At 71.4% G+C, this 21,483-nt stretch carries 17 protein-coding genes and 4 tRNA genes; 9 read left to right on the top strand and 12 right to left on the bottom strand.

The window, feature by feature from the left end:
• Positions 1-19: 19 nt before the first annotated feature.
• Positions 20-94: transfer RNA gene (locus tag ACWC9R_RS29990), tRNA-Asp, on the top strand.
• A 315-nt stretch (positions 95-409) separates the two neighbouring features.
• A complete protein-coding gene (locus tag ACWC9R_RS29985) occupies positions 410-643 on the top strand; it encodes a DUF6274 family protein (RefSeq protein ID WP_450736179.1) in 234 nt (77 codons plus the stop codon).
• A 517-nt stretch (positions 644-1,160) separates the two neighbouring features.
• On the opposite strand, the gene bldC is transcribed toward ACWC9R_RS29985, so the two are convergent.
• Both bldC and ACWC9R_RS29975 read right to left on the bottom strand, forming a co-directional pair.
• Positions 1,161-1,367, bottom strand: a complete 207-nt coding sequence (bldC, locus tag ACWC9R_RS29980) for a developmental transcriptional regulator BldC (RefSeq protein WP_003949541.1) — start codon at positions 1,365-1,367, stop codon at positions 1,161-1,163.
• Between the two features lie 514 nt (positions 1,368-1,881).
• Entirely contained in the window at positions 1,882-2,718 is an 837-nt protein-coding gene (locus ACWC9R_RS29975; protein ID WP_450736178.1) for a hypothetical protein, read from the bottom strand.
• A gap of 198 nt (positions 2,719-2,916) precedes the next feature.
• Between ACWC9R_RS29975 and ACWC9R_RS29970 the strand changes: the two genes are divergently transcribed.
• Positions 2,917-4,035: a Leu/Phe/Val dehydrogenase gene (locus ACWC9R_RS29970; protein WP_450736176.1), complete on the top strand. Its 1,119-nt coding sequence runs from the start codon at positions 2,917-2,919 to the stop codon at positions 4,033-4,035.
• A gap of 318 nt (positions 4,036-4,353) precedes the next feature.
• Entirely contained in the window at positions 4,354-4,605 is a 252-nt protein-coding gene (locus ACWC9R_RS29965) for a DUF3073 domain-containing protein (RefSeq protein WP_030086208.1), read from the top strand.
• 176 nt (positions 4,606-4,781) lie between these two features.
• Here ACWC9R_RS29965 and purM read toward each other — a convergent pair whose 3' ends face one another.
• The 6 genes from purM to purS all read right to left on the bottom strand — a co-directional run bounded on the left by purM (position 4,782) and on the right by purS (position 11,918).
• Positions 4,782-5,876, bottom strand: a complete 1,095-nt coding sequence (gene purM / locus ACWC9R_RS29960; RefSeq protein ID WP_450736174.1) for a phosphoribosylformylglycinamidine cyclo-ligase — start codon at positions 5,874-5,876, stop codon at positions 4,782-4,784.
• Positions 5,877-5,909: 33 nt separating this feature from the next.
• Positions 5,910-7,469 (bottom strand): amidophosphoribosyltransferase, encoded by a 1,560-nt coding sequence (purF, locus tag ACWC9R_RS29955; RefSeq protein ID WP_450736172.1) that lies wholly within the window; start codon positions 7,467-7,469, stop codon positions 5,910-5,912.
• A 363-nt stretch (positions 7,470-7,832) separates the two neighbouring features.
• A complete protein-coding gene (locus ACWC9R_RS29950; protein WP_450736170.1) occupies positions 7,833-8,630 on the bottom strand; it encodes a sterol carrier family protein in 798 nt (265 codons plus the stop codon).
• 119 nt (positions 8,631-8,749) lie between these two features.
• Positions 8,750-10,999, bottom strand: coding sequence for a phosphoribosylformylglycinamidine synthase subunit PurL (purL, locus tag ACWC9R_RS29945; protein ID WP_450736169.1), 2,250 nt, complete (start codon positions 10,997-10,999; stop codon positions 8,750-8,752).
• Positions 10,996-11,676: a phosphoribosylformylglycinamidine synthase subunit PurQ gene (purQ, locus tag ACWC9R_RS29940; RefSeq protein ID WP_450736167.1), complete on the bottom strand. Its 681-nt coding sequence runs from the start codon at positions 11,674-11,676 to the stop codon at positions 10,996-10,998. Before purQ ends, purL begins: the two co-directional genes overlap by 4 nt.
• A complete protein-coding gene (purS, locus tag ACWC9R_RS29935; RefSeq protein WP_006604673.1) occupies positions 11,673-11,918 on the bottom strand; it encodes a phosphoribosylformylglycinamidine synthase subunit PurS in 246 nt (81 codons plus the stop codon). The genes purQ and purS overlap by 4 nt, the downstream gene beginning before the upstream one ends.
• Before the next feature lie 300 nt (positions 11,919-12,218).
• Between purS and ACWC9R_RS29930 the strand changes: the two genes are divergently transcribed.
• The 4 genes from ACWC9R_RS29930 (at position 12,219) to ACWC9R_RS29915 (ending at position 13,694) form a co-directional block, all read left to right on the top strand.
• Positions 12,219-12,539 carry a histone-like nucleoid-structuring protein Lsr2 gene (locus ACWC9R_RS29930; protein ID WP_450736166.1) on the top strand — a complete coding sequence of 107 codons (321 nt, stop codon included), beginning with the start codon at positions 12,219-12,221 and terminating at the stop codon, positions 12,537-12,539.
• Between the two features lie 119 nt (positions 12,540-12,658).
• Positions 12,659-12,730 (top strand) — tRNA-Gly (locus ACWC9R_RS29925).
• A gap of 74 nt (positions 12,731-12,804) precedes the next feature.
• Positions 12,805-12,877, top strand: a tRNA-Gly gene (locus ACWC9R_RS29920).
• A gap of 741 nt (positions 12,878-13,618) precedes the next feature.
• Positions 13,619-13,694, top strand: a tRNA-Gly gene (locus tag ACWC9R_RS29915).
• Between the two features lie 42 nt (positions 13,695-13,736).
• Here the strand turns inward: ACWC9R_RS29915 and ACWC9R_RS29910 are convergent.
• From ACWC9R_RS29910 to purD, 4 genes are all read right to left on the bottom strand, one after another.
• Positions 13,737-14,636: a phosphoribosylaminoimidazolesuccinocarboxamide synthase gene (locus ACWC9R_RS29910; RefSeq protein WP_450736164.1), complete on the bottom strand. Its 900-nt coding sequence runs from the start codon at positions 14,634-14,636 to the stop codon at positions 13,737-13,739.
• Positions 14,637-14,840: 204 nt separating this feature from the next.
• Positions 14,841-16,322, bottom strand: a complete 1,482-nt coding sequence (locus ACWC9R_RS29905; protein WP_450736162.1) for a N,N-dimethylformamidase beta subunit family domain-containing protein — start codon at positions 16,320-16,322, stop codon at positions 14,841-14,843.
• Positions 16,323-16,557: 235 nt separating this feature from the next.
• Entirely contained in the window at positions 16,558-18,345 is a 1,788-nt protein-coding gene (locus ACWC9R_RS29900) for a hypothetical protein (RefSeq protein WP_450736197.1), read from the bottom strand.
• A gap of 532 nt (positions 18,346-18,877) precedes the next feature.
• Entirely contained in the window at positions 18,878-20,152 is a 1,275-nt protein-coding gene (purD, locus tag ACWC9R_RS29895; RefSeq protein WP_450736161.1) for a phosphoribosylamine--glycine ligase, read from the bottom strand.
• Positions 20,153-20,439: 287 nt separating this feature from the next.
• Here purD and ACWC9R_RS29890 point away from each other — a divergent pair, with 287 nt between their 5' ends.
• A complete protein-coding gene (locus ACWC9R_RS29890) occupies positions 20,440-21,204 on the top strand; it encodes an SLATT domain-containing protein (protein WP_450736159.1) in 765 nt (254 codons plus the stop codon).
• Positions 21,205-21,483 lie beyond the last annotated feature (279 nt).

Below are 21,483 nucleotides of genomic sequence, written 5' to 3'. Positions count from 1 at the left end.
AGCGGAAAGCAAAACGCAAGGTCCTGTGGAGCAGTTTGGAGTGCTCGCCACCCTGTCAAGGTGGAGGCCGCGGGTTCAAATCCCGTCAGGACCGCATTTCTACGGCCCGCATCCCTCTCGGATGCGGGCCGTTCTGCTGCCCGGACCGGCCCGGCGGAGAGCCGCTGCCCGGCACCCCCACACCCCGTCAGGTCACACCCCACGGCCCGCGGCCGCACCCCGGTCCGGGCCGCCTCCCCGACCGCCCTCCGGCCACCACACTCCCCTCCCCCACGCGGCCGCCGCGCCACCGGCCATTTCCCGCCCCATCGGATGCGGACCGTAGCCGGATTGCCGCCCGCTGTATTGACGGCGGCACGTACCGCCGGTACTCACTGAGGAAGGCGTGGGGGCCGGGGAGGTATGCGCAATGACGACTGCGGTACGGCACGAGACCAGGGCACTGCTGCGGGCGCATCTGGCGGCCGCCACGGGCTACCGGCATCTGACGCGGCACTGCCCCGTCTGCCATCAGCTGCAACGGCTCGCCATGGAGCCGCACACGGCCCGCTCAGAGCCTCCGGCGCCCGAATCCGCCACCGCCTCGTCCGCGACCGTCTGCGAGCCGTCAGCGGACGGGGACGAAAGTCCCGCGACCCGGTGACCACCGGCGCCTGTGCCACCCGCCGTGCGGTGGCAGCCTGTTGGGTGTGGCGAGCGGAGTTCTCTATCGCAGCGGAAGTATCGTCTTCAAGTATCGGGCCGTGTGACGGGTGTCACCGAACAAGTTTGGCGTGATGCGGAACTTACACCCGCCCTACAACCGGTCAATTTAATATGTGCAATTGCACTTGCCCTCAGGCGACTTCCGCAAGGGGACTCGGGGTCCGCGCACAACGGCCCTGAGAGGGCCCCTGAAGACCCCCTGACCGCCACCCGGGAGGGCGCCGGCGCCAGGCCGGCCCGACCGCCCCGGCAGGCCCTGAAGCGGGCGCACACGAAAAAAATCGCGCTGGACCCGGCGGAGTCCAGCGCGATCGATGACGTACCCAAGTGGAGCGGGTGAGGGGCCTGTGGGGCAGGCGCCGCGTCGTATGAAGCTGTGTGAAGCGGTAGAGCTGTGGCGCAAAGCGGGCGCTTTCGGGTTGGGGGCCCCGAAAACGTCCTGGTTATGCGGTTGTTCAGGCCTCGCTGCGCTGCTGCGGAATGCCCGCGAGCAGTGCGCGGACCTCAGCCTCGCGGTAACGCCGGTGTCCTCCGAGCGTGCGGATGGACGTGAGCTTGCCTGCCTTGGCCCAGCGGGTCACCGTCTTCGGGTCCACGCGGAACATCGTGGCGACCTCAGCAGGGGTAAGCAGCGGCTCGGCGTCAGGGGTGCGAGCGGTCATGAGCGGCCTCCTCGGGAGAACCGAACCATCACGGTTCTTTCCTCTAAATTCTGCACCTTGACCCACGTTGCCCGAAATGGCGGACGCGGGCCGAGTCGGTTATAGGACGAACGGCTTGTCCTCGGCACTACAACTACACCATCTGTCCAGCCACGTCGGCCAAACCGATGGAATTGCCCTCTCAGGTGTTCAACCTCGGCGGATGCCGATGGACCGTGCCATAGCGGACAGTCACCCGTCCGTGACGATCAGTCACAGCGTGATCAGCCGCCACGAGACCCCTCAAGGAACGCAATACCGATCTATCCGCCCTTAGTTGGACGGAAGGAGCCCGCGTCGGGCTCCTTGTCCTATTTTGGCACGAGGGTATGGCTTGAGAGCAAGACCCGATCTCAGTGCTTTAGGTCACGCTTGGGGTAATCGCCCGGATCAGGACCTACGTCCTTTACCGTCCCACCACCGAAAAGCGAACGCGGTGCTTCCGCACCACGAACCCTCGGCACCGCACCGGCGCTCAGCTGGAGAACTGGCGTTCCCGCACCGCACGCCACCGCTGAGAAAGCTTCTCGTACGCGACTCCGGCCCGCTCGCCGTCCCCTTCGCGCAGCGCCGCCAGACCCTCCGCCACCTCGGCGGCGGACCGGTCCTCGGCGAGCTGCCCGTCGGGCACCGCGTGCACCAGCCCTCCGTAGTCCAGCTCCACGAGCGAACGCGGATGGAATTCCTCGAGCCAGCGCCCCACATCTACCAGGCCGTCGATCAAGGGCCCCTCTTCCAGGGCGTCCCGCAGCGTCCGCAGCCCACGGGCGACCCGCCGCCTGGCCTGCACCATCGGCGTCCGGTACCGCAGCACCGGCCCCTGCTCGCTCTTCGTGTACTCCCGCTCGCCGTCGGCGAAGAGCACGAACCAGCGGACCGGAACGTGCCAGGTCGCCGCGCGAATCCAGGGCCGGGCGTCCGGGTTGCGCTCCCGCCACTGCTCGTAGTCGGTGGCCGCCTGCCGGCGCACCACCGGGGGCAGCGCCGCATCCAGCACCGGGACGGGCAGCAGCTCGTCCAGCGACTCCAGGGCCTGCCAGCCGCGCAGCCGGGTGCGCCAGGGACAGACGCAGGTCACCTCGTCCACGACGGCGACGAAGGCGTCCGCGCTCTCGTGTACCGGGACCGGCACCGGCGGGGTCGGCAGCAGATCGGCCAGCGCCCGGCGCTGCTCGTCCTGGGCGGTGGGGGTCTTCTCCCGCTTGGCGTAGCGCGCCCAGTGGGAGCGCTCCGGCTCGGGGAACGCGGCCAGCGGCTCGTAGACCCGCAGATATGCCATGTACGGGACCTTCACCGACGACGCCAGGGCCACGCCCGCTCCTTCAAAGGGGAAGTCCGCCGCCGGGAGATCCCGAAAGCCCCCGCCGGCCTGCGATACGACCAGATCGTCCCATGCCCGTCCCCCGGGAGAGGGTGATCCTCGGCACCTGAACGGGCATCCGGCCGCGCAGGTCTTACGCTCTTTTCAACCGGCCCTCCCCACCCGTAGGAGGGCGTCCCTTCGCGACTTATGGGAGTCACCACAGTGACTGACGTACGTCCGGCCTCCGCCGGCACCGACGGCGGCGTTCTGCACACCCTGTTCCGCTCGGAGCAGGGGGGCCATGAGCAGGTCGTTCTCTGCCAGGACCGTGCCAGCGGCCTGAAGGCCGTGATTGCCATCCACAACACCGCCCTGGGCCCCGCCCTCGGCGGTACCCGCTTCCATGCCTACGCCTCCGAAGAGGAGGCCGTGCTGGACGCCCTGAACCTGTCGCGCGGCATGTCCTACAAGAACGCCCTGGCCGGACTCGACCACGGTGGCGGCAAGGCCGTGATCATTGGTGACCCCGACCTGATCAAGACCGAGGAACTCCTCCTCGCCTACGGCCGGTTCGTGGCCTCCCTCGGGGGCCGCTATGTCACCGCCTGCGACGTCGGTACGTACGTCGCCGACATGGACGTCGTCGCCCGCACCAACAAGTGGACCACCGGCCGCTCCCCCGACAACGGCGGCGCCGGCGACTCCTCCGTGCTGACCGCCTTCGGCGTCTTCCAGGGCATGCGCGCCTCGGCGCAGCACGCCTGGGGCGACCCGACTCTGCGCGGCCGCAAGGTGGGCGTCGCGGGCGTCGGCAAGGTGGGCCACATCCTCGTCGAGCACCTCCTCCAGGACGGTGCCGAGGTCGTGATCACGGATGTCCGGGCCGAGTCGGTGGAGCGGGTCCGCGCCAAGTTCCCGCAGGTCACCGTGGTCGCGGACACCGAGGCGCTGATCCGCACCGAGGGCCTGGACGTCTATGCGCCGTGTGCCCTGGGCGGTGCGCTGAGCGATGAGTCGGTGCCGGTGCTGACCGCGAAGGTGGTGTGCGGCGGGGCCAACAACCAGCTCGCCCACCCCGGCATCGAGAAGGACCTGTCCGACCGCGGCATCCTCTACGCCCCCGACTACGTCGTGAACGCGGGCGGTGTCATCCAGGTGGCCGACGAGCTGCACGGCTTCGACTTCGACCGCTGCAAGACCAAGGCGGCGAAGATCTTCGACACCACCGTGGCGATATTCGCTCGTGCGAAGGCCGACGGCATTCCGCCCGCCGCGGCCGCCGACCGACTGGCCGAGCAGCGGATGGCGGAGGCCCGGCACTCCTGACCGAGGCCGGAAATACGGCCTTGTCGGCCGAAAAGCGATCCTTGCGCGGCCCGCCGCGGGTGATCAGGGAGATATCCCTCACCACCCGTCGGCGGGTCGCCGTACAGGACAGGTTAAAATCGCAGTTGACCAGCGGGGACGGGGCACCTTGCCGGTCGTGCCGAGCGGCGGGTGATGCGGGCGACGTACCGTATGGCCGCGGAAGCAGGTACCGTTAAAGCCCTACGGGCCGGTCTCTCTGTCGAGAGCCCGCTCTGATCCATGAACGCGTGTCAAGACTCTGGGGCCATCGAGCCCCGTCATTGAGGGGGTCGACCCATGGGGCGCGGCCGGGCCAAGGCCAAGCAGACAAAGGTCGCCCGCCAGCTGAAGTACAGCAGCGGTGGGACGGATCTCTCACGACTGGCCGACGAGCTGGGTGCATCACCGTCGAACCAGCAGCCTCCGAACGCAGAGCCGTTCGAGGAGGACGAGGACGACGACCCGTACGCACGGTACGCAGATCTGTACAACAGCGACGACGACGAAGAGGACGAGGGCGACTCGTCTCAGCAGCGTCGTCGCGCTTGACGCTCTGCGCGCTCGCGGCACCCATAACAGCATCACGGACCCGGTCCTGGGCTTTGCCCGGACCGGGTTCTGTGCTGCCCGGAAGACCGGCGGCCATGGCCGCCGCACCGACGGCTGCCGGGGCGGCGGGACCGGCCGTGGCCCGGTGGTCCGGGCCACGGTGACGGTGTGGTCCGTCAGCTCGCGTAGTCACCGGTCAGGGTCACTGCCTCGGCGTGCTCGCCGCGCTCGACGATCTCGCCGCTGACCCAGGCGTCCACGCCGCGGTCGGCCAGCGTGGTGAGCGCGGCCTCCACGGAGCCCTGCGGCACGACTGCGATCATGCCGACGCCCATGTTCAGGGTCTTCTCCAGCTCCCCGCGCTCGACCGAGCCGGCCGAGCCGACCAGGTCGAACACCGGGCCTGGGGTCCAGGTCGAGCGGTCGACGGTGGCGTGCAGACCGTCCGGGATGACCCGGGCGAGGTTGTTGGCCAGACCGCCGCCGGTGATGTGCGAGAAGGCGTGCACCTCGGTCGTGCGGGTCAGCGCCAGGCAGTCCAGCGAGTAGATCTTGGTGGGCTCCAGGAGCTCCTCGCCCAGGCTGCGGCCGAACTCCGGGATGTCCCGGTCCAGGGCCATTCCCGCCCGGTCGAAGAGCACATGGCGCACCAGCGAGTACCCGTTCGAGTGAAGGCCGGAGGACGCCATGGAGATCACCGCGTCCCCCGTACGGATACGATCCGCGCCCAGGACCCGGTCCGCCTCGACGACGCCCGTACCGGCGCCGGCGACGTCGAACTCGTCCGCGCCCAGCAGGCCCGGGTGCTCCGCCGTCTCGCCGCCGACCAGCGCGCAGCCGGCCAGCACACAGCCCTCGGCGATGCCCTTGACGATCGCGGCGACCCGCTCCGGGTAGACCTTGCCCACGCAGATGTAGTCCGTCATGAACAGCGGTTCGGCGCCGCAGACGACCAGGTCGTCGACGACCATGCCGACGAGGTCGTGGCCGATGCTGTCGTAGACGCCCATCTTGCGGGCGATGTCGACCTTCGTGCCGACGCCGTCGGTGGCGGAGGCCAGCAGCGGGCGCTCGTACCGCTTCAGCGCCGAGGCGTCGAAGAGGCCGGCGAAGCCGCCGAGCCCGCCCACGACCTCGGGGCGGGTGGCCTTCTTCACCCACTCCTTCATCAGGTCCACGGCACGGTCGCCGGCTTCGATGTCGACGCCCGCGCTCGCGTAGCTGGCACCGGTGCCCGCGTGCGGAGCACGCTCAGATGATTCAGCGGACATGCTGAGAACCTTCGTGTCGTGTGTGTACGAGCTCTACGGGCGACGCAGCGCGTCGGCTCCGCCGACCCCGGCCGTGAGCGTCTTGACGCCGTCCACGTCGGACGTCGCCGGCGCCGCGGTCTCCGACTCCAGGAGGTGCTTGCCCAGCAGCTCCGGGTCGGGCAGCTCCATCGGGTACTCGCCGTCGAAGCAGGCGCGGCACAGGTTCGGCTTGGCGATCGTGGTCGCCTCGATCATGCCGTCGATGGAGATGTACGCGAGCGAGTCGGCGCCCAGGGACTTGCCGATCTCCTCCACGCTCAGCCCGTTGGCGATCAGCTCCGCGCGGGTGGCGAAGTCGATGCCGAAGAAGCACGGCCACTTGATCGGCGGGGACGAGATCCGGATGTGGACCTCGGCGGCGCCGGCCTCGCGCAGCATCCGGACCAGGGCGCGCTGGGTGTTGCCGCGGACGATCGAGTCGTCGACGACCACCAGGCGCTTGCCGCGGATGACTTCCTTGAGGGGGTTGAGCTTGAGGCGGATACCGAGCTGGCGGATGGTCTGCGAGGGCTGGATGAAGGTCCGGCCGACGTAGGAGTTCTTGACCAGGCCGGAGCCGTAGGGGATGCCGCTGGCCTCGGCGTAGCCGACGGCGGCGGGAGTGCCGGACTCCGGGGTCGCTATGACCAGGTCCGCGTCGGCCGGCGCCTCGGCGGCCAGCTTGCGGCCCATCTCCACACGGGAGAGGTACACGTTGCGGCCGGCGATGTCGGTGTCCGGGCGGGCCAGGTAGACGTACTCGAAGACACAGCCCTTGGGGCGGGCCTCGGCGAAGCGGCTGCTGCGCAGGCCGTCCTCGTCGATGGCGACCATCTCACCGGGCTCGATCTCCCGGATGAAGCTGGCGCCGCAGATGTCGAGGGCGGCGCTCTCGGAGGCCACCACCCAGCCGCGCTCCAGGCGGCCGAGGACCAGCGGGCGGATGCCCTGCGGGTCGCGGGCGGCATAGAGCGTGTGCTCGTCCATGAAGCAGAGCGAGAAGGCGCCCTTGACCTTGGGCAGGACGCGCGGGGCGGCCTCCTCGACGGTCAGCGGCTTGCCGTCCTCGTCGACCTGGCCGGCCAGCAGGGCCGTCACCAGGTCGGTGTCGTTGGTGGCCGCGACCTGGGTCGCGCGGCCGCCCTCGCGGGGCAGCGCGGTGACCAGGTCCGCCAGCTCGGCGGTGTTGACCAGGTTGCCGTTGTGGCCGAGCGCGATCGAGCCGTGCGCGGTCGCACGGAACGTCGGCTGGGCGTTCTCCCACACCGAGGCACCGGTGGTGGAGTAGCGGGCATGGCCCACGGCGATATGGCCCTGGAGAGAGCCGAGGGAAGTCTCGTCGAAGACCTGGGAGACCAGGCCCATGTCCTTGAAGACGAGGATCTGGGAGCCGTTGCTCACCGCGATGCCCGCGGACTCCTGTCCACGGTGCTGCAGCGCATACAGCCCGAAATAGGTGAGTTTGGCGACCTCTTCACCCGGAGCCCAGACACCGAAGACGCCGCAAGCGTCCTGGGGGCCCTTCTCGCCGGGGAGCAGGTCGTGGTTGAGTCGTCCGTCACCACGTGGCACGGCACCGAGTCTAGGGCAGGTCGCGCATTCATCCGAACCGGGGATGGTCGCGGAACTGGAGAAGTGCATGAAAGCGGCACCGCGGGCGCTTGACGTGGTCACGACCAGCGGGCCCCCGACGGGCGGGCCTCGGCGTCGCCTCCCCTGGTCCGGCATCCACTCCGGCCGACGCGCTGAACTGGGTTTTCTTCACCGCTGAGCGGATCGCGGCACTCCGCTTCGGGCTGCCGCGCCGGGTATCCGTTGTGCAGCCATTCGCCGCCTTCGCCGGGTTTGCCGCTCGTGGCGCCCTCCCCTCCGTGTGAGATACGCGACGTGATCCGTCCGCCGCCGGAACCCGGCCCGGCGACGGCTCGGCCCGGGTCAGCTCATGACGGGCAGGTACGCGGCGAGGTCGGCCCGTTCGCCGCTGGCGCTGACGCGGGCCGCGTCCAGCGCCTCGGTCCAGGTCGTCCGGCCGGTGGCCAGCCGTATCCAGGTCAGCGGGTCGGTCTCGACGACGTTCGGCGGGGTGCCGCGGGTGTGCTTCGGGCCCGCGACGCACTGCACCACGGCGAACGGCGGCACCCGGACCTCGACCGAGCCGCCGGGTGCGCGGGCGGCCAGCACGTCGGCCAGCAGCCGGGTCGTGGTGGCCAGGGCCTGGCGGTCGTACGGGATCTCCCGGCCGGTCGCCGCGGCGAGGTCATCGGCGTGCACGACGAGTTCGAGGCAGCGGGTGACCAGCAGGTCGGACAGCCGCAGCGCGCCGGGGCGGGCGGCCACCACCCGGTCGTCGGGTGCGGCCCCGACGCGCTCGGCGAACTCCGCCGCGGTGCGCTCCAGCAGGTCGGCGGGATCGTGGGCGGTGGACAGGGCGTGGGTGCGCTCGTCGACGGAGGCGGCGAGCGGTGCGGACGCGGACGGCCACTCCAGCAGGGTGGCCTCCGGCTTCGGCGGGGCCGGCTCCGCTAGGCCGCGCGCCACCGCGCCCAGCGTCATGGACAGATGCGCCACCAGCTCCCGCACCGTCCAGTCACCGAGCCGGGTCGGCAGCGCGAACTGCTCGGCGGTGAGGCCGCGTACGGCGTCCCCGACATGGCCGAGCTGGGCCGCGACGGCGGCGCGGGTCTTCTTCGGGTCGTACTGGCGGGGGCGCGGCTTCCGGGCGGCGGGCGGCATGGTGATCAGCCTAGGCGGGACCACTGACAACGCCGCCGGAATGCGGCGACGGCCCGCCCCCTGGCAGGGGACGGGCCGTCGGAACCGTCAGACGGCGGAGTGCGCCGCCCGGCGTGGTCTCAGGCGATCAGGCCCGGGATCGTCGCCTCGTGCGCCTCCTTGAGCTCGCTCAGCGGGAGGCTGAACTGCCCCTGGACGTCGATCGCGTCACCGTCGACCACACCGATCCGGGTGGCCGGCAGTCCCCGCGCACCGCACATGTCGGTGAAGCGGAGCTCCTCGCTGCGCGGGACGGCGACGACCGCACGGCCCGCCGACTCCGAGAACAGCAGGACGAAGGGGTCCAGCCCGTCGGGAACGACGAGGCGGGCGCCCTTGCCGCCGCGCAGGCACGACTCCACCAGCGCCTGGACCAGACCGCCGTCGGAGAGGTCGTGCGCGGCGTCGATCATGCCGTCACGGGAGGCCGAGATCAGCACCTCCGCCAGCAGCCGCTCGCGCTCCAGGTCGACCTTCGGCGGCAGCCCGCCGAGGTGCTCGTGCACCACCTGCGACCAGGCCGAACCGCCCAGCTCCTCGCGGGTGTCACCGAGGAGGTAGACCAGCTGGCCCTCCTCCGCGAAGGCGATCGGCGTCCGGCGGTTCACGTCGTCGATCACACCGAGCACCGCGACCACCGGGGTCGGGTGGATCGCCGTCTCGCCGGTCTGGTTGTAGAGCGAGACATTGCCGCCGGTCACGGGCGTACCGAGGGTCTGGCAGGCGTCGGCGAGACCACGGGTGGCCTCGGCGAACTGCCACATGACCGCCGGGTCCTCGGGCGAGCCGAAGTTCAGGCAGTCGGAGACCGCCAGCGGCTTGGCACCCGACGCGGCGACATTGCGGTACGCCTCGGCCAGCGCCAGCTGCGCGCCCGCGTACGGGTCGAGCTTGGCGTAGCGCCCGTTGCCGTCGGTGGCGAGCGCGACGCCGAGGTTGGTGTCCTCGTCGATGCGCACCATGCCGGCGTCCTCCGGCTGCGCGAGGACGGTATTGCCCTGCACGAACCGGTCGTACTGGTCGGTGATCCACGCCTTGGAGGCCTGGTTGGGCGAGGCCACCAGCTTCAGGACCTGCGCGCGCAGCTCGTCGGCGTTCGCCGGGCGGGCCAGCTTGGCGGCGTCGTCGGCCTGGAGGGCGTCCTGCCAGTCGGGGCGTGCGTACGGGCGCTCGTAGACCGGGCCCTCGTGGGCGACGGTGCGCGGCGGCACGTCCACGATCTGCTCGCCGTGCCAGAAGATCTCCAGCTGCGAGCCGTCCGTCACCTCGCCGATGACGGTCGCGATGACATCCCACTTCTCGCAGATCTCCAGGAAGCGGTCGACCTTGCCGGGCTCGACGATCGCGCACATCCGCTCCTGGGACTCGCTCATGAGGATTTCCTCGGGCGAGAGGGAGGAGTCACGCAGCGGCACGGTGTCCAGCTCGACGCGCATGCCGCCGGAGCCGGCCGAGGCCAGCTCGCTGGTGGCGCAGGACAGCCCGGCGCCGCCGAGGTCCTGGATGCCGTCGACCAGGTCTTCCTTGAAGATCTCCAGGGTGCACTCGATGAGGAGCTTCTCCTGGAAGGGGTCACCGACCTGGACGGCGGGGCGCTTGGCGGGCTTGGAGTCGTCGAAGGTCTCCGAGGCCAGCACGGAGACACCGCCGATGCCGTCGCCGCCGGTGCGGGCGCCGTAGAGGATGACCTTGTTGCCGGCGCCGGACGCCTTGGCGAGGTGGATGTCCTCGTGCTTCATGACGCCGATGCAGCCGGCGTTGACCAGCGGGTTGCCCTGGTAGCAGGCGTCGAAGACGACCTCGCCGCCGATGTTGGGCAGGCCCAGGCAGTTGCCGTAGCCGCCGATTCCGGCCACCACGCCCGGCAGGACGCGCTTGGTGTCGGGGTGGTCGGCGGCGCCGAACCGCAGCGGGTCGACGACGGCGACCGGGCGGGCGCCCATGGCGAGGATGTCGCGGACGATGCCGCCGACGCCGGTGGCCGCGCCCTGGTAGGGCTCGATGTACGAGGGGTGGTTGTGGGACTCCACCTTGAAGGTGACGGCGTAGCCCTGGCCGACGTCGACGACACCGGCGTTCTCGCCGATGCCGACGAGCAGTGCGTCGTTCTCGGGGGCCTTCTCACCGAACTGCTTCAGATGGACCTTGCTGCTCTTGTAGGAGCAGTGCTCGGACCACATGACCGAATACATGGCGAGTTCGGCGCCGGTGGGACGGCGGCCGAGAATCTCCCGGATGCGCGCGTACTCGTCCTGCTTCAGACCGAGATCGGCCCACGGCTGCTCGACCTCAGGGGTCTCCGCTGCGTGCTTGACGGTGTCCAGAGTCATGCGTTGACCAGCTTCTTCAGGATCGAGGTGAAGAATCCGAGGCCGTCGGTACGGCCCGTACCGATCAGCGGCTCCACGGCGTGCTCGGGGTGCGGCATGAGGCCGACGACATTGCCCGCCTCATTGGTGATGCCGGCGATATCGCGGAGCGAACCGTTGGGGTTGCCGTCCAGGTAGCGGAAGGCGACCCGGCCCTCGGCCTCGAGCATGTCGAGCGTGCGCTCGTCGGCGACGTACCGGCCGTCGATGTTCTTCAGCGGAACGCTGATCTCCTGGCCGGACTCGTAGTCCGAGGTCCAGGAAGTCTCCGCGTTCTCCACCCGCAGCTTCTGGTCGCGGCAGATGAAGTGCAGATGGTTGTTGCGCAGCATCGCGCCGGGCAGCAGGTGGGTCTCGGTGAGCACCTGGAAGCCATTGCAGATACCCAGGACGGGCATACCGGCCTTGGCCTGCTCGATAACGGTCTCCATCAGCGGCGAGAAACGGGAGATGGCCCCGGCCCGCAGATAGTCGCCGTACGAGAAGCCGCCGGGCAGCACCACGGCGTCGACCTGCTTGAGGTCCTTGTCGCGGTGCCACAGCGGCACCGCTTCGGCTCCGGCGACCCGGACCGCGCGCTGGGTGTCGCGGTCGTCGAGCGTGCCGGGGAAGGTGACGACTCCGATCCGCGAGGTCATGAGTCGACCCGCACGGTGAAGTCTTCGATGACGGTGTTGGCGAGGAAGGTCTCGGCCATCTCATGGATGCGAGCGAGGGCGGCGTCGTCGACCGGACCCTCCACCTCAAGTTCGAAACGCTTGCCCTGACGGACGTCGGCGATCCCCTCGAAGCCCAGGCGTGGCAGTGCGCGCTGCACCGCCTGCCCCTGCGGGTCGAGGATCTCCGGCTTGAGCATGACGTCGACTACGACGCGTGCCACTGGCACTCCCGGTGGTGTGGTGCGTAAGGCGGTGTCCTCACAGTACCGTGTTCGAAAATCTACGCGCATAGATATACCGTGGTCCGGATCACGGTCCGGTATCGGCGGGAGCGCACCTCAGGAAAAATCCTCGAAAAGATCCGGGGTCCGGATTGCGGGAAGACACGCTGACGAAATTAACTGGGCTTCACAATGCATTGCCCATCGCTGTACAAATGAAAAAGCATTGATCCCAATCAGCCGGATCTGGAGCATCACCCCATGTCAGCAAGGGGTTGCTCCACGAAAGGACCGATATCCGTGGCGCAGCGCGTAGTAGTAACGCTCTCCGATGACATCGACGGAGGAGAAGCCGCAGAGACGGTCGCCTTCGGATTGGACGGGAAGTCCTACGAGATCGACCTCAATCCCGCCAATGCGAAGAAACTGCGCGGCGCCCTCGAGCCGTTCGTCGAGGCCGGCCGCAAGCGGGCCAAGTCCGGCAAGGCCTACCACCGGACCGCGGTGAACCCCGACCCCGCGGCCGTCCGCGCCTGGGCCCGCTCGAACCAGATGGACGTCCCGCCGCGCGGCCGCATCCCCAAGAAGGTCTACGAGGCCTTCAACGCGGCCAACCGCTGACCGAGTTGCCGGCATCCCGCGGCCCGGGCGCAGCCGACTTGCACAGCACCCCTACTGATCAGCTAGAGTCTGGAGCACGCCGAGGGGCGAGGCCGAAAGGCCGGACCTCACGGAGTCACGCGGGTGTAGCTCAGTAGTAGAGCGCCCTCTTTCCAAGAGGGAGGCGCAGTGTGCAATCCCTGTCACCCGCTCTGACTGCTCGACCTTCCTAAAGGATCAGGTAGAGTAGCTGTCGCGCCGCTCGGTGAAAGCCGAGTGGATGCCTGCGGACGTAGCTCAGTTGGTAGAGCGCAACCTTGCCAAGGTTGAGGTCGCGAGTTCGAGCCTCGTCGTCCGCTCAGAATAAGAAGGCCCCGGTCATTGCGACCGGGGCCTTCTTTCTTGTCGGCAGCACTTCACGCCGCTCCCTCTTCCCCTCCTCCGCACACACAAGGGCAACTGCCTTTTCCCCTCGCCTGCCGTGACGGTCCGTACGGCCGGAATCCTGATCCGGCGGAACACAGGCCTCATGAACAACGGGAAAAACATGGCGGGCTTCGGATAGGGCGGCGGAGGCATGGTTGGGGCGTTGGTGTGAGTGACGTCACCGGCGAGAGTGCGGGCGCGGGGGCGGAATGTGGTGGTGGCCACATCGATTCCGGGTGAGGTTCCGGGGTCCCGGTCGATGAGCGTGATGCGGCGCGTCCGGCGAGGTATCCGCAGCGGGCGCCGGAGGCCGGGGCGCCGGGACGGGTTCCGAAGAGGGTGTCGGTGCGGCGGACGGTGGAGATCGTCCGTGTAATGCGTGCCGGAAACCGTTATGGGGAAACGGAGTTGGCGGAGGAAGCGAGGAGCGGCGGGGTGTCGCTGCTGACGGTCCGGGAGGTGGCGTGCCGGAATCCGCCGAGCCGGGGGCGCCGGTCAGGAAGAGGGTGTCGGCCGCTCCGGGGAGGGCGTGGAGTCACCTCTCGTGGGCGAGCGTGGAGTCTGCCGCGGAGGACTGTCCTGCGGCGGTGTGCCTCGACCGTGGGCGAGGTTGGCTATAGTGGACCCCGCACCGCGCGGCGGCGACTGGATTCCAGGAGCTTTGCGCGGGGCATGCGGACGTAGCTCAGTTGGTAGAGCGCAACCTTGCCAAGGTTGAGGTCGCGAGTTCGAGCCTCGTCGTCCGCTCCAGCCAGAGAAAAGACCCCGGTCATCGACCGGGGTCTTTTTCCGTCAGGACCAGCTGAGGCCGGTGAGGCGCTGGTAGGCCTCGATGTACTTGGCGCGGGTGCTCTCCACGATCTCGTGCGGGAGGGCGGGCGGCGGCTGCTCGCCCGTACGGTCCCAGTCCGCGGCCGGGGAGGTCAGCCAGTCCCGCACGAACTGCTTGTCGAAGGACGGCTGGGCGCGGCCCGGCTGCCACAGGTCGGCCGGCCAGAAGCGCGAGGAGTCGGGCGTCAGGACCTCGTCGGCCAGGGTCAGCTGCTCACCGTCGAAGCCGAACTCGAACTTGGTGTCCGCCAGGATGATGCCGCGCTCGCGGGCGATGTCGCGGGCCCGGCCGTAGACGGCGAGGGTGGTCTGCCGCAGCTGGGCGGCGACCTCGGTGCCGACCTGGTGGGCGACCTCCTCGTACGAGACGTTCTCGTCGTGGTCGCCGACGGCGGCCTTGGTGGCCGGGGTGAAGATCGGCGCGGGCAGCTCGGAGCCGTCGACGAGGCCCTCGGGGAGGGCCAGTCCGCAGACCGTCCGGGTCTGCCGGTATTCGGCGAGGCCGGAGCCGGTGAGATAGCCGCGGGCCACACACTCCACGGGGGTCATGTCCAGCGACTTGCAGACCAGGGTGCGGCCCGCCCAGTCGGCGGGGGCGCCGGCCGGGAGGTCGGTGGACAGGACGTGGTGCGGGACGAGGTCGGTGAGCTGCTCGAACCACCACAGGGACAGCTGGGTGAGGACGCGGCCCTTGTCCGGGATCTCGGTGGGCAGTACCCAGTCGTAGACCGAGGTCCGGTCGCTGGCGACCATGACCAGGTCACCGGCGGCATTGCGGTAGAGGTCGCGCACCTTGCCGGTGTGGAGGTGGGTGAGCCCGGGGACCTCCACCGGCTCAGGCTTTTCTACAAAACCGGGCACGCTTCCTCCGCGTAGGTTGATCCAGGAGTCACCCCGATTCTCCCTCACGCGCGCCGGAGGTGACGGACGGGGGCCGGGTGCGTGCCGGGAGCCCGGTGTCAGACGGGGCGGCAGGTGCCCCGGAGGCACCGGTGTCGGCCGGTGCCCCGGCCGGGCGGCGCGGGAGTTGGGGCCGGCCGCCGTGTGCTCGTACGGCGGCCGGGCTCAGTCGCGTTTGCAGATGCGGTCGAGGAGGTTGGCGGTGGCGCGCTGGACGCGCTGGTCGACATGGCCGGGGCGGTCGAGGGCGGGCGACCAGGCGAAGGTGCCGGACGCGAAGACCCAGGCGCCGCTGGGGGCGCGGTAGAGAGAGGTCTCCTGATGGCGGACGGTGCCCTCGCTGTCGCGGTACGGGGAGTGCGCGAGCAGGATGCGTTCGGTGTGTGCGGGGAGGCTGGTGCGCGGGAAGTAGCGGTCGGCCTCCCCGGCGACCAGGCCGGGGAGCTCGTCGCCTTCGTGGGCACCGGTGGCCTCCCACAGCCAGTGGCCGCCGTTGCGGACGACCAGGGGGGCCGGTTCGGGGACCCGGCCCGCGTACTGAATGCCCATCAGCCGCTGTTCGGCGTCGCCGTTCTCCCGCCAGAGCGCGGGGCGTCCGGGGCCCTGGCGCTTGCGGCAGTGGAGCAGGGACTCCGGGCCGGAGGGCGACGGGGAGAGGTCGACCTGCCAGTACATGGTGTTGGCGGAGAGGAAGACCAGGGAGGTGCCGGCGTCCCGGGCGGCCTCGACCGTACGGCGCATGGGCACCGACCAGTATTCGTCGTGGCCGGGGAAGACCAGGCCGCGGTAGCGGGACGGGTCGACCCGTCCGGCGTGCAGATCGCGGGCGTCGGCGTAGGCGAGGTCGTAGCCGTAGCGCTCGGCCCAGCGGATGAAGTCGTAGGCGTGCCCGACATGGAGGGGCAGTCCGGAGCCGGCGTAGGGGCGGTCGAAGGAGACGGTGGTGGCGGCGTCCCGCTCGCCGAGCAGGGCGCCCTTCTCGTCCCAGGCGTGGTACAGGCTGGCGCCGGTGCGGCCGTCCTCCGGGTAGAGGTTGTAGGCCTGCCAGGTGATGTCGGGCAGCAGGAGGAGGAGGTCGGCGGGCTCGCTGTCGCGGACCGTGAACGGGATGTGGGAACGGTAGCGGCCGTCGGCGGTGGTGAGCACGGCGACGTAGGCGCCGAGGTTCCAGAACGTGGGGACCTGGAGGCGCCAGGACAGCCACCAGTGATGGCAGGAGACCGTGCGCTCGGCGGTCAGCGGGGGCGGCTGGACGATACCGGCCAGGCGGGGGCTGGTGGTGATCTTGGAGGCGCCGGTGCCGCCGTAGTGGCCGATGCGGTAGATGTCGATGCTGAACGGCTGGGGCGGATCGACCGAGACCCGGAAGTCGATGGCCTCGCCGGGGGCCACCGCGCCGGGGCCGGCGAAGCCCTTGATCTGGCGGTGGACGTCGTCGGCGGTGCGCGGGCCGTTGTGCTTGTGGGGCGCGGGCTCGCTCAGGCCGCCCTGGGCGACGGCGGGGTCGACGTACCAGGGGATGATCCGGCCGGAGTCGAAGTAGTTCTCACTGCCGCGCAGCCACGGCAGCGGGCCCTGGCCGAACGGGTCCGTGACCGCGTGGGCGAGGGCGCCCGACTCCCAGCGCCTGATCTGATCCGTCGCCACCTTCCACTCCCCTCCCACGTCCCCCATCGGCCGCGGCCCCTCGGGCCGGTGCGGTGCCGGCGGGTCGAGCCCGTCCGGCCGCCCCCAGCACATCACATTACGCACCCACTCCGTCACCCTTCGTCGTGAATTTAGATGCAACCGCCCCCGAAATGCGAACTGGAAGGGAACATTCAGCCGGTCGAGCGGACCGCCGGGGACGGGCCGCGCGCCGTCGGCCGCCGTGCGCCCGGGGTCATACCAGCCGGACCGGCTTCTCCGGGCGTACGCCGACCGTCGTCAGCCAGCCGCGGAGCGGCTCCGCGTCGCCGTCGTCGACCAGGCTGAGCACCGGGCGGCCGAGGTCGGACCGGCGGGCGCCGTCGACCAGCAGCGCCGGGCCGTCGAGCCAGTCCAGGCCGGGGGCGGCCCCGGCGGTGTCGACGGCGGCGCAGCAGACCATGGCGGTGACGTGGTCGGCGAGCAGCTCACGGCCCGTACGGGGCGGTTGCAGCGGGAACAGCGGGAGGCCGCCCTCGCCCAGGCCGTCGCCCCAGGCCACCCCGATGGCGGCGTCCTGGGGCGCGCTGCCGCGGGCGGCCTGGCGGGCCGCCTCCTCCCGCTCCTCGCGCTCGACCTCGGCGCCCAGCCGGGCGGCGACCAGGTCGCCCGCGCTCTCGTCATGGGTGAGCCGGTCGATGACCCGGGCCAGCGTCGGGCCGGGGGCGGGGGCGGGCTGTTCCTCGGGGCGGCCGGCGGGCGGGCCGAGGTCCGGCTCGTCGGCGGGCGGACGCTCCGGCGGGCCGTGCCCGGGCGTACCGGCGGCGGTGCGGGCGTACGAGAGGGGCGGGGCGGTGGACGGGTCCGGCTGGGGCGGGGCCGCCGGTGCGGGCGGGGCCGCCGGGAGCGCGGCCGCCGGGAGGTTGTCGAGGACGCGGTGCAGGCGGGCGGCCTCCAGGCGCCACTTCCGGTCCACGACCTCTTCCGGGTACTGGTTCCAGCCGACCGGTGACCAGTCGGGTCCCGGCTCGGCCGGGCCGCCGTGGAAGAGACGGGCGGCCAGCAGCGAGGCGGCGCGGTCGATGGCGCCGGGCTCCTCCAGGAGGTCGCAGGCGGGGCGCTCGCCGAGCCGGGAGGCGAAGCCGTCGGCGAGCCGGTCCCGGCGGGACAGCTCGGTGAGCGCGGAGACCACCCCGGCGTCCAGCCGGGACGGCCAGCGGCCCATCCGCCAGGCGGGCAGCGCGACCCGGGTCAGCAGCCGGTCCCAGCCCGCGTACGCGAGGCCGACCTGCTCCTGGGCGACGATCCGCAGGCCGTAGTCGACGGACTGGGCGCGCTCGGAGGCGGCGGCCGCGACGGCGCGCTCCATGATCGTGGCGTGCTCGCGGCCGGCCCGGAGCAGCAGCCGCGCCACCCGGCCGACGAAGCGCAGCGGGAGGCCCCGCAGCGGCCGCCGGGCGCGGGCGGAGACCGCCACCGCGGCGTCCAGTCCCCGGATGAAGCGGCGGGCGGCCGCTATGTCGGGGTGGGCGGAGGGGCCGGTGCCGGCGACGACGGGGGCGAGCAGGGCGCGCAGCTCGGCGACCCGCATCCACCACAGGAACGGCGAGCCGATGACCAGGACCGGCGCCTCGGGCACCCCGCGCTCCCCGCCGGCCGGGCCCCGGCCGCGGCCGGGCGGGCCGTGGGCGCGGTGCGTACGGTCCTCCAGCCAGCTGTCGCAGTCCGGGGTGAGCGCTATGGCGGAGGGCGCGGGGACCTCCAGGCGGTCGGCGAGATCGCGCACCAGGCGGTAGAGATCGGGGGCCGACTTCTCGGAGATCGGGACGGACGGGCTGAGGGCGGGCCGGGCGCGCGCGACGACCACGGCGACCAGCGCGGCCAGCAGCAGGCTGAGCACCGCGAGGCCGCCGGTGACCCAGCGCGCGAGGTCCCAGCCGGTGCCCGCGCCGAGATGGCCGGTCATCCGGCCGGCGAGCAGCACCACGGCCACGGCCGCGGGCAGCAGTGCCACGGCCAGCGCCGTGCTGCGGATGCGCAGCACCGCGAGGGCGCGGGCACGCGCCGCCAGGACGCCTGTTTCCGGACTTGCCACGAGCCTGTACACCCCCTGCTGCCCTGAAGGAGCCGGACGGAGAGAACACGGGACGGACGTACGAGAATTGCGCGGTGTGCGGAGCGAGCTCACTCCACACCCACTGTGGCACCGGCCACTGACATCGCAATGCCGGTGAGCCACTTGCCGGACGCCACCGTGATCGCCGTGCCGGAATCCGGCCCGGCGACCGCAGGACGCTTGCGCGGCACCCTAGTTGGGGGTTTTGGTCCCGTCAGCCGGTTACTCGGTGCGGTCACTCGATGGAATGGCTTTGGGCAAAGCCGGGAACCGGCGCCGGGCGGGTGTGGGCCGTGGTGGCGCGGCCGGGTCCGGCCCCTCGGGCCGTCGGCGGGGCGGCCCGGTCTGCGCCCGCAGACCTGAGGCATATGCCACGGTATGTGCCATGTGTCCCAGGGGAGATGTCACCGGCAGCGGCGGGCGCGACGGGTCCGCCGCGGCGCCCGCCGCGCCGTCGCCGCTACGCGCCCTGCGCTTCCGCGGCCGCGTCCGCGACCTTGGCGGCGATGTCCGTGCGGTGCTGGGAGCCGTCCAGGGAGATCCGGCCGACGGCGTCGTAGGCACGCTGCCGGGCGGTGGTGAGGTCGGCGCCGGTGGCCGTGACGGACAGCACCCGGCCGCCCGCGCTGAGCACCGCGCCGGAGTCGTCGCGCTTGGTGCCGGCGTGCAGGACGTACGCCTTCGGGCCGTCCTGGGCCGCGACGTCGGCGAGCCCGTCGATCGGGTCGCCGGTGCGCGGGGTGTCCGGGTAGTTGTGCGAGGCGATGACGACGGTGACCGCCGCGCCGTCGCTCCAGCGCAGCGGCGGGAAGGTGGCGAGGGAGCCGGTGGCCGCGGCGTGCAGCAGACCGGCGAGCGGGGTCTTGAGGCGGGCGAGGACGACCTGGGTCTCCGGGTCGCCGAAGCGCGCGTTGAACTCGATCACGCGCACCCCGCGCGAGGTGATCGCCAGACCCGCGTAGAGCAGGCCGGAGAACGGGGTGCCGCGGCGGCGCAGCTCGTCGACGGTGGGCTGGAGGACGGTGGCCATGACCTCGTCGACCAGCTTGGGGTCGGCCCAGGGCAGCGGGCTGTACGCGCCCATGCCGCCGGTGTTGGGGCCCTCGTCGCCGTCGTAGGCGCGCTTGAAGTCCTGGGCGGGCTGCAGCGGGACGACGGTCTCGCCGTCGGTGACCGCGAAGAGCGAGACCTCCGGGCCGTCGAGGAACTCCTCGATGACGACGCGGTCGCAGGCCAGCGCATGGGCGCGGGCGACCTCGACGTCCTCGGTGACGACGACGCCCTTGCCGGCCGCCAGCCCGTCGTCCTTCACGACGTACGGCGCGCCGAAGGCGTCCAGGGCCTCGTCGATCTCTTCCGGGGTGGTGCAGACATAGCTGCGGGCCGTGGGGACGGCGGCGGTGGCCATGACGTCCTTGGCGAACGCCTTGGAGCCCTCCAGCTCGGCGGCCTGGGCCGAGGGACCGAAGACCGGGATGCCGCGGTCGCGTACGGCGTCCGCGACGCCCGCCACCAGGGGGGCCTCGGGTCCGACGATGACCAGATCGGCCGCCAGGCCGGCGGCGAGTTCGGCGACGGCCTGGCCGTCGAGGGCGTTGACCCCGTGCAATTCGGCCACCTCGGCGATGCCGGCGTTGCCGGGAGCGCAGTGCAGCGCGGTGACGTCGGGGTCGAGGGACAGAGAGCGGCACAGGGCGTGTTCGCGGGCGCCGCCGCCGATGACGAGGACCTTCACGGTGGCAGCCTAGACGAGAGCCCCGGGCACCCGGACGTCGGCCGGGCCGGGCCGGCGGGCGGGGCGGCGACGGCCGGAAACCGTGCGTCACCGCGTTGGCCACTCTTTCGGGTGAGACGCCCGGCGGCCCTATACCCGATCCCGCACCACTTCCGGGCGGAAAGAGCGTGATCGTGGGGCCGACGCCAGCCGTTCGGCGGTAGGAAGGGGGCCGTGCGCAACGGCCGTCCCGTATGTCACGCGTGCGCCGCACGTGTCCGGAGAGAGCGCAGAGAGGGAGTGCACGGGTGAGTCAGCCGGATATGCAGCCCGAGGGGCCCCCTCGGGAGAGCCGCCGCCCCCGGCGGGAGAGCGGCGGCCGGGGCCCCGGCCGGAGGGATCTCGCGGGACGGGCCTTCCCGCTCGGCGACTGGGGGGAGCCGGCCGACCGGCTGGACGCGCTCTATCTCTGGACCGAGGAGGGCGCACTGCGCGCCGCCGACTGGTATCTGCACGACCGGCTGGCCAAGCGGCGCGGCGCGCGGGCACTGCGGCTGGGCGCCGCGGCCGGGCTCGCGGTCGGCGGGGCGCTGCCGCTGCTGGACCTCGCCGGGGTCTGGGAGGGCGGCGCGGCCTGGGGCTGTCTGTCGCTGCTGCTGGCGGCGGTGTGCGTGGGCGGCGACCGGTACTTCGGAGTGACCGCCGGGTGGATGCGGGACCTGGCGACCGTGCAGGCGATCCACCGGCGGCTGGAGGCGCTGCAGTTCGACTGGGCGACGGAGAGCGTGCGGGAGGTGCTCGGACCGGCCGAGGGCACGGCGGGCGAGGCGGCGGAGCGCTGTCTCGGACTGCTGCGGCGGTTCAACGAGGACCTCGGGGAGCTGGTGCGGGCCGAGACGGTGGACTGGATGGCGGAGTTCCGGGCCAGTCCGCTGCGCTTTGCCGCGGACGGGGGCGGCTCCGCCGCCTGTTCTCCTCGGCCGGAGGGGGCGGCTGCGGCGGGGCGGTTTGCGGTGCCGCATCGGGGGCGGCCGAACATGCCTCGGCAGCGGCCGCCGGAGTCGCCCCGGTAGGGGGCCTCGCCACGTTTTTGGCTCCCCGCCGTGGGCTGCGCTGTGGCTGCGTCCCACGTTTTCGGCTTTCCCGCCGTGGGGGCCTCTCGCCGTTTGCGGGCCGCTGCGCGGGGTGTGGGTTCGGGTGGTGTTTGTGGGTGCCCTCGCCGTTGCGCCTGCGGCGGGCGGTGCCGCTGCGCGGGGCTGTTGGGGTGCGGTGACGGGCCTCCGGGGCAGGGTTTCCGGACTGCTTCGCTTTACGTCCGGAAGCAGGGTGACCGCGGCGCCGTACTCGGCGAC

The sequence above is a fragment of the Streptomyces sp. NPDC001219 genome (assembly GCF_053597915.1).
Note: the sequence above shows the minus strand (reverse complement) of the source record. Positions and strands in the feature narration are given on the sequence as shown.

Bases quoted from the DNA above. Each gene is read 5' to 3' on its own strand.
- purL (WP_450736169.1), bottom strand. From the start codon at position 10,999: ATGACTCTGGACACCGTCAAGCACGCAGCGGAGACCCCTGAGGTCGAG.
- ACWC9R_RS29965 (WP_030086208.1), top strand. From the start codon at position 4,354: ATGGGGCGCGGCCGGGCCAAGGCCAAGCAGACAAAGGTCGCCCGCCAG.
- purM (WP_450736174.1), bottom strand. From the start codon at position 5,876: ATGTCCGCTGAATCATCTGAGCGTGCTCCGCACGCGGGCACCGGTGCC.
- purQ (WP_450736167.1), bottom strand. From the start codon at position 11,676: ATGACCTCGCGGATCGGAGTCGTCACCTTCCCCGGCACGCTCGACGAC.
- ACWC9R_RS29985 (WP_450736179.1), top strand. From the start codon at position 410: ATGACGACTGCGGTACGGCACGAGACCAGGGCACTGCTGCGGGCGCAT.
- bldC (WP_003949541.1), bottom strand. From the start codon at position 1,367: ATGACCGCTCGCACCCCTGACGCCGAGCCGCTGCTTACCCCTGCTGAG.
- ACWC9R_RS29950 (WP_450736170.1), bottom strand. From the start codon at position 8,630: ATGCCGCCCGCCGCCCGGAAGCCGCGCCCCCGCCAGTACGACCCGAAG.
- ACWC9R_RS29970 (WP_450736176.1), top strand. From the start codon at position 2,917: ATGGGAGTCACCACAGTGACTGACGTACGTCCGGCCTCCGCCGGCACC.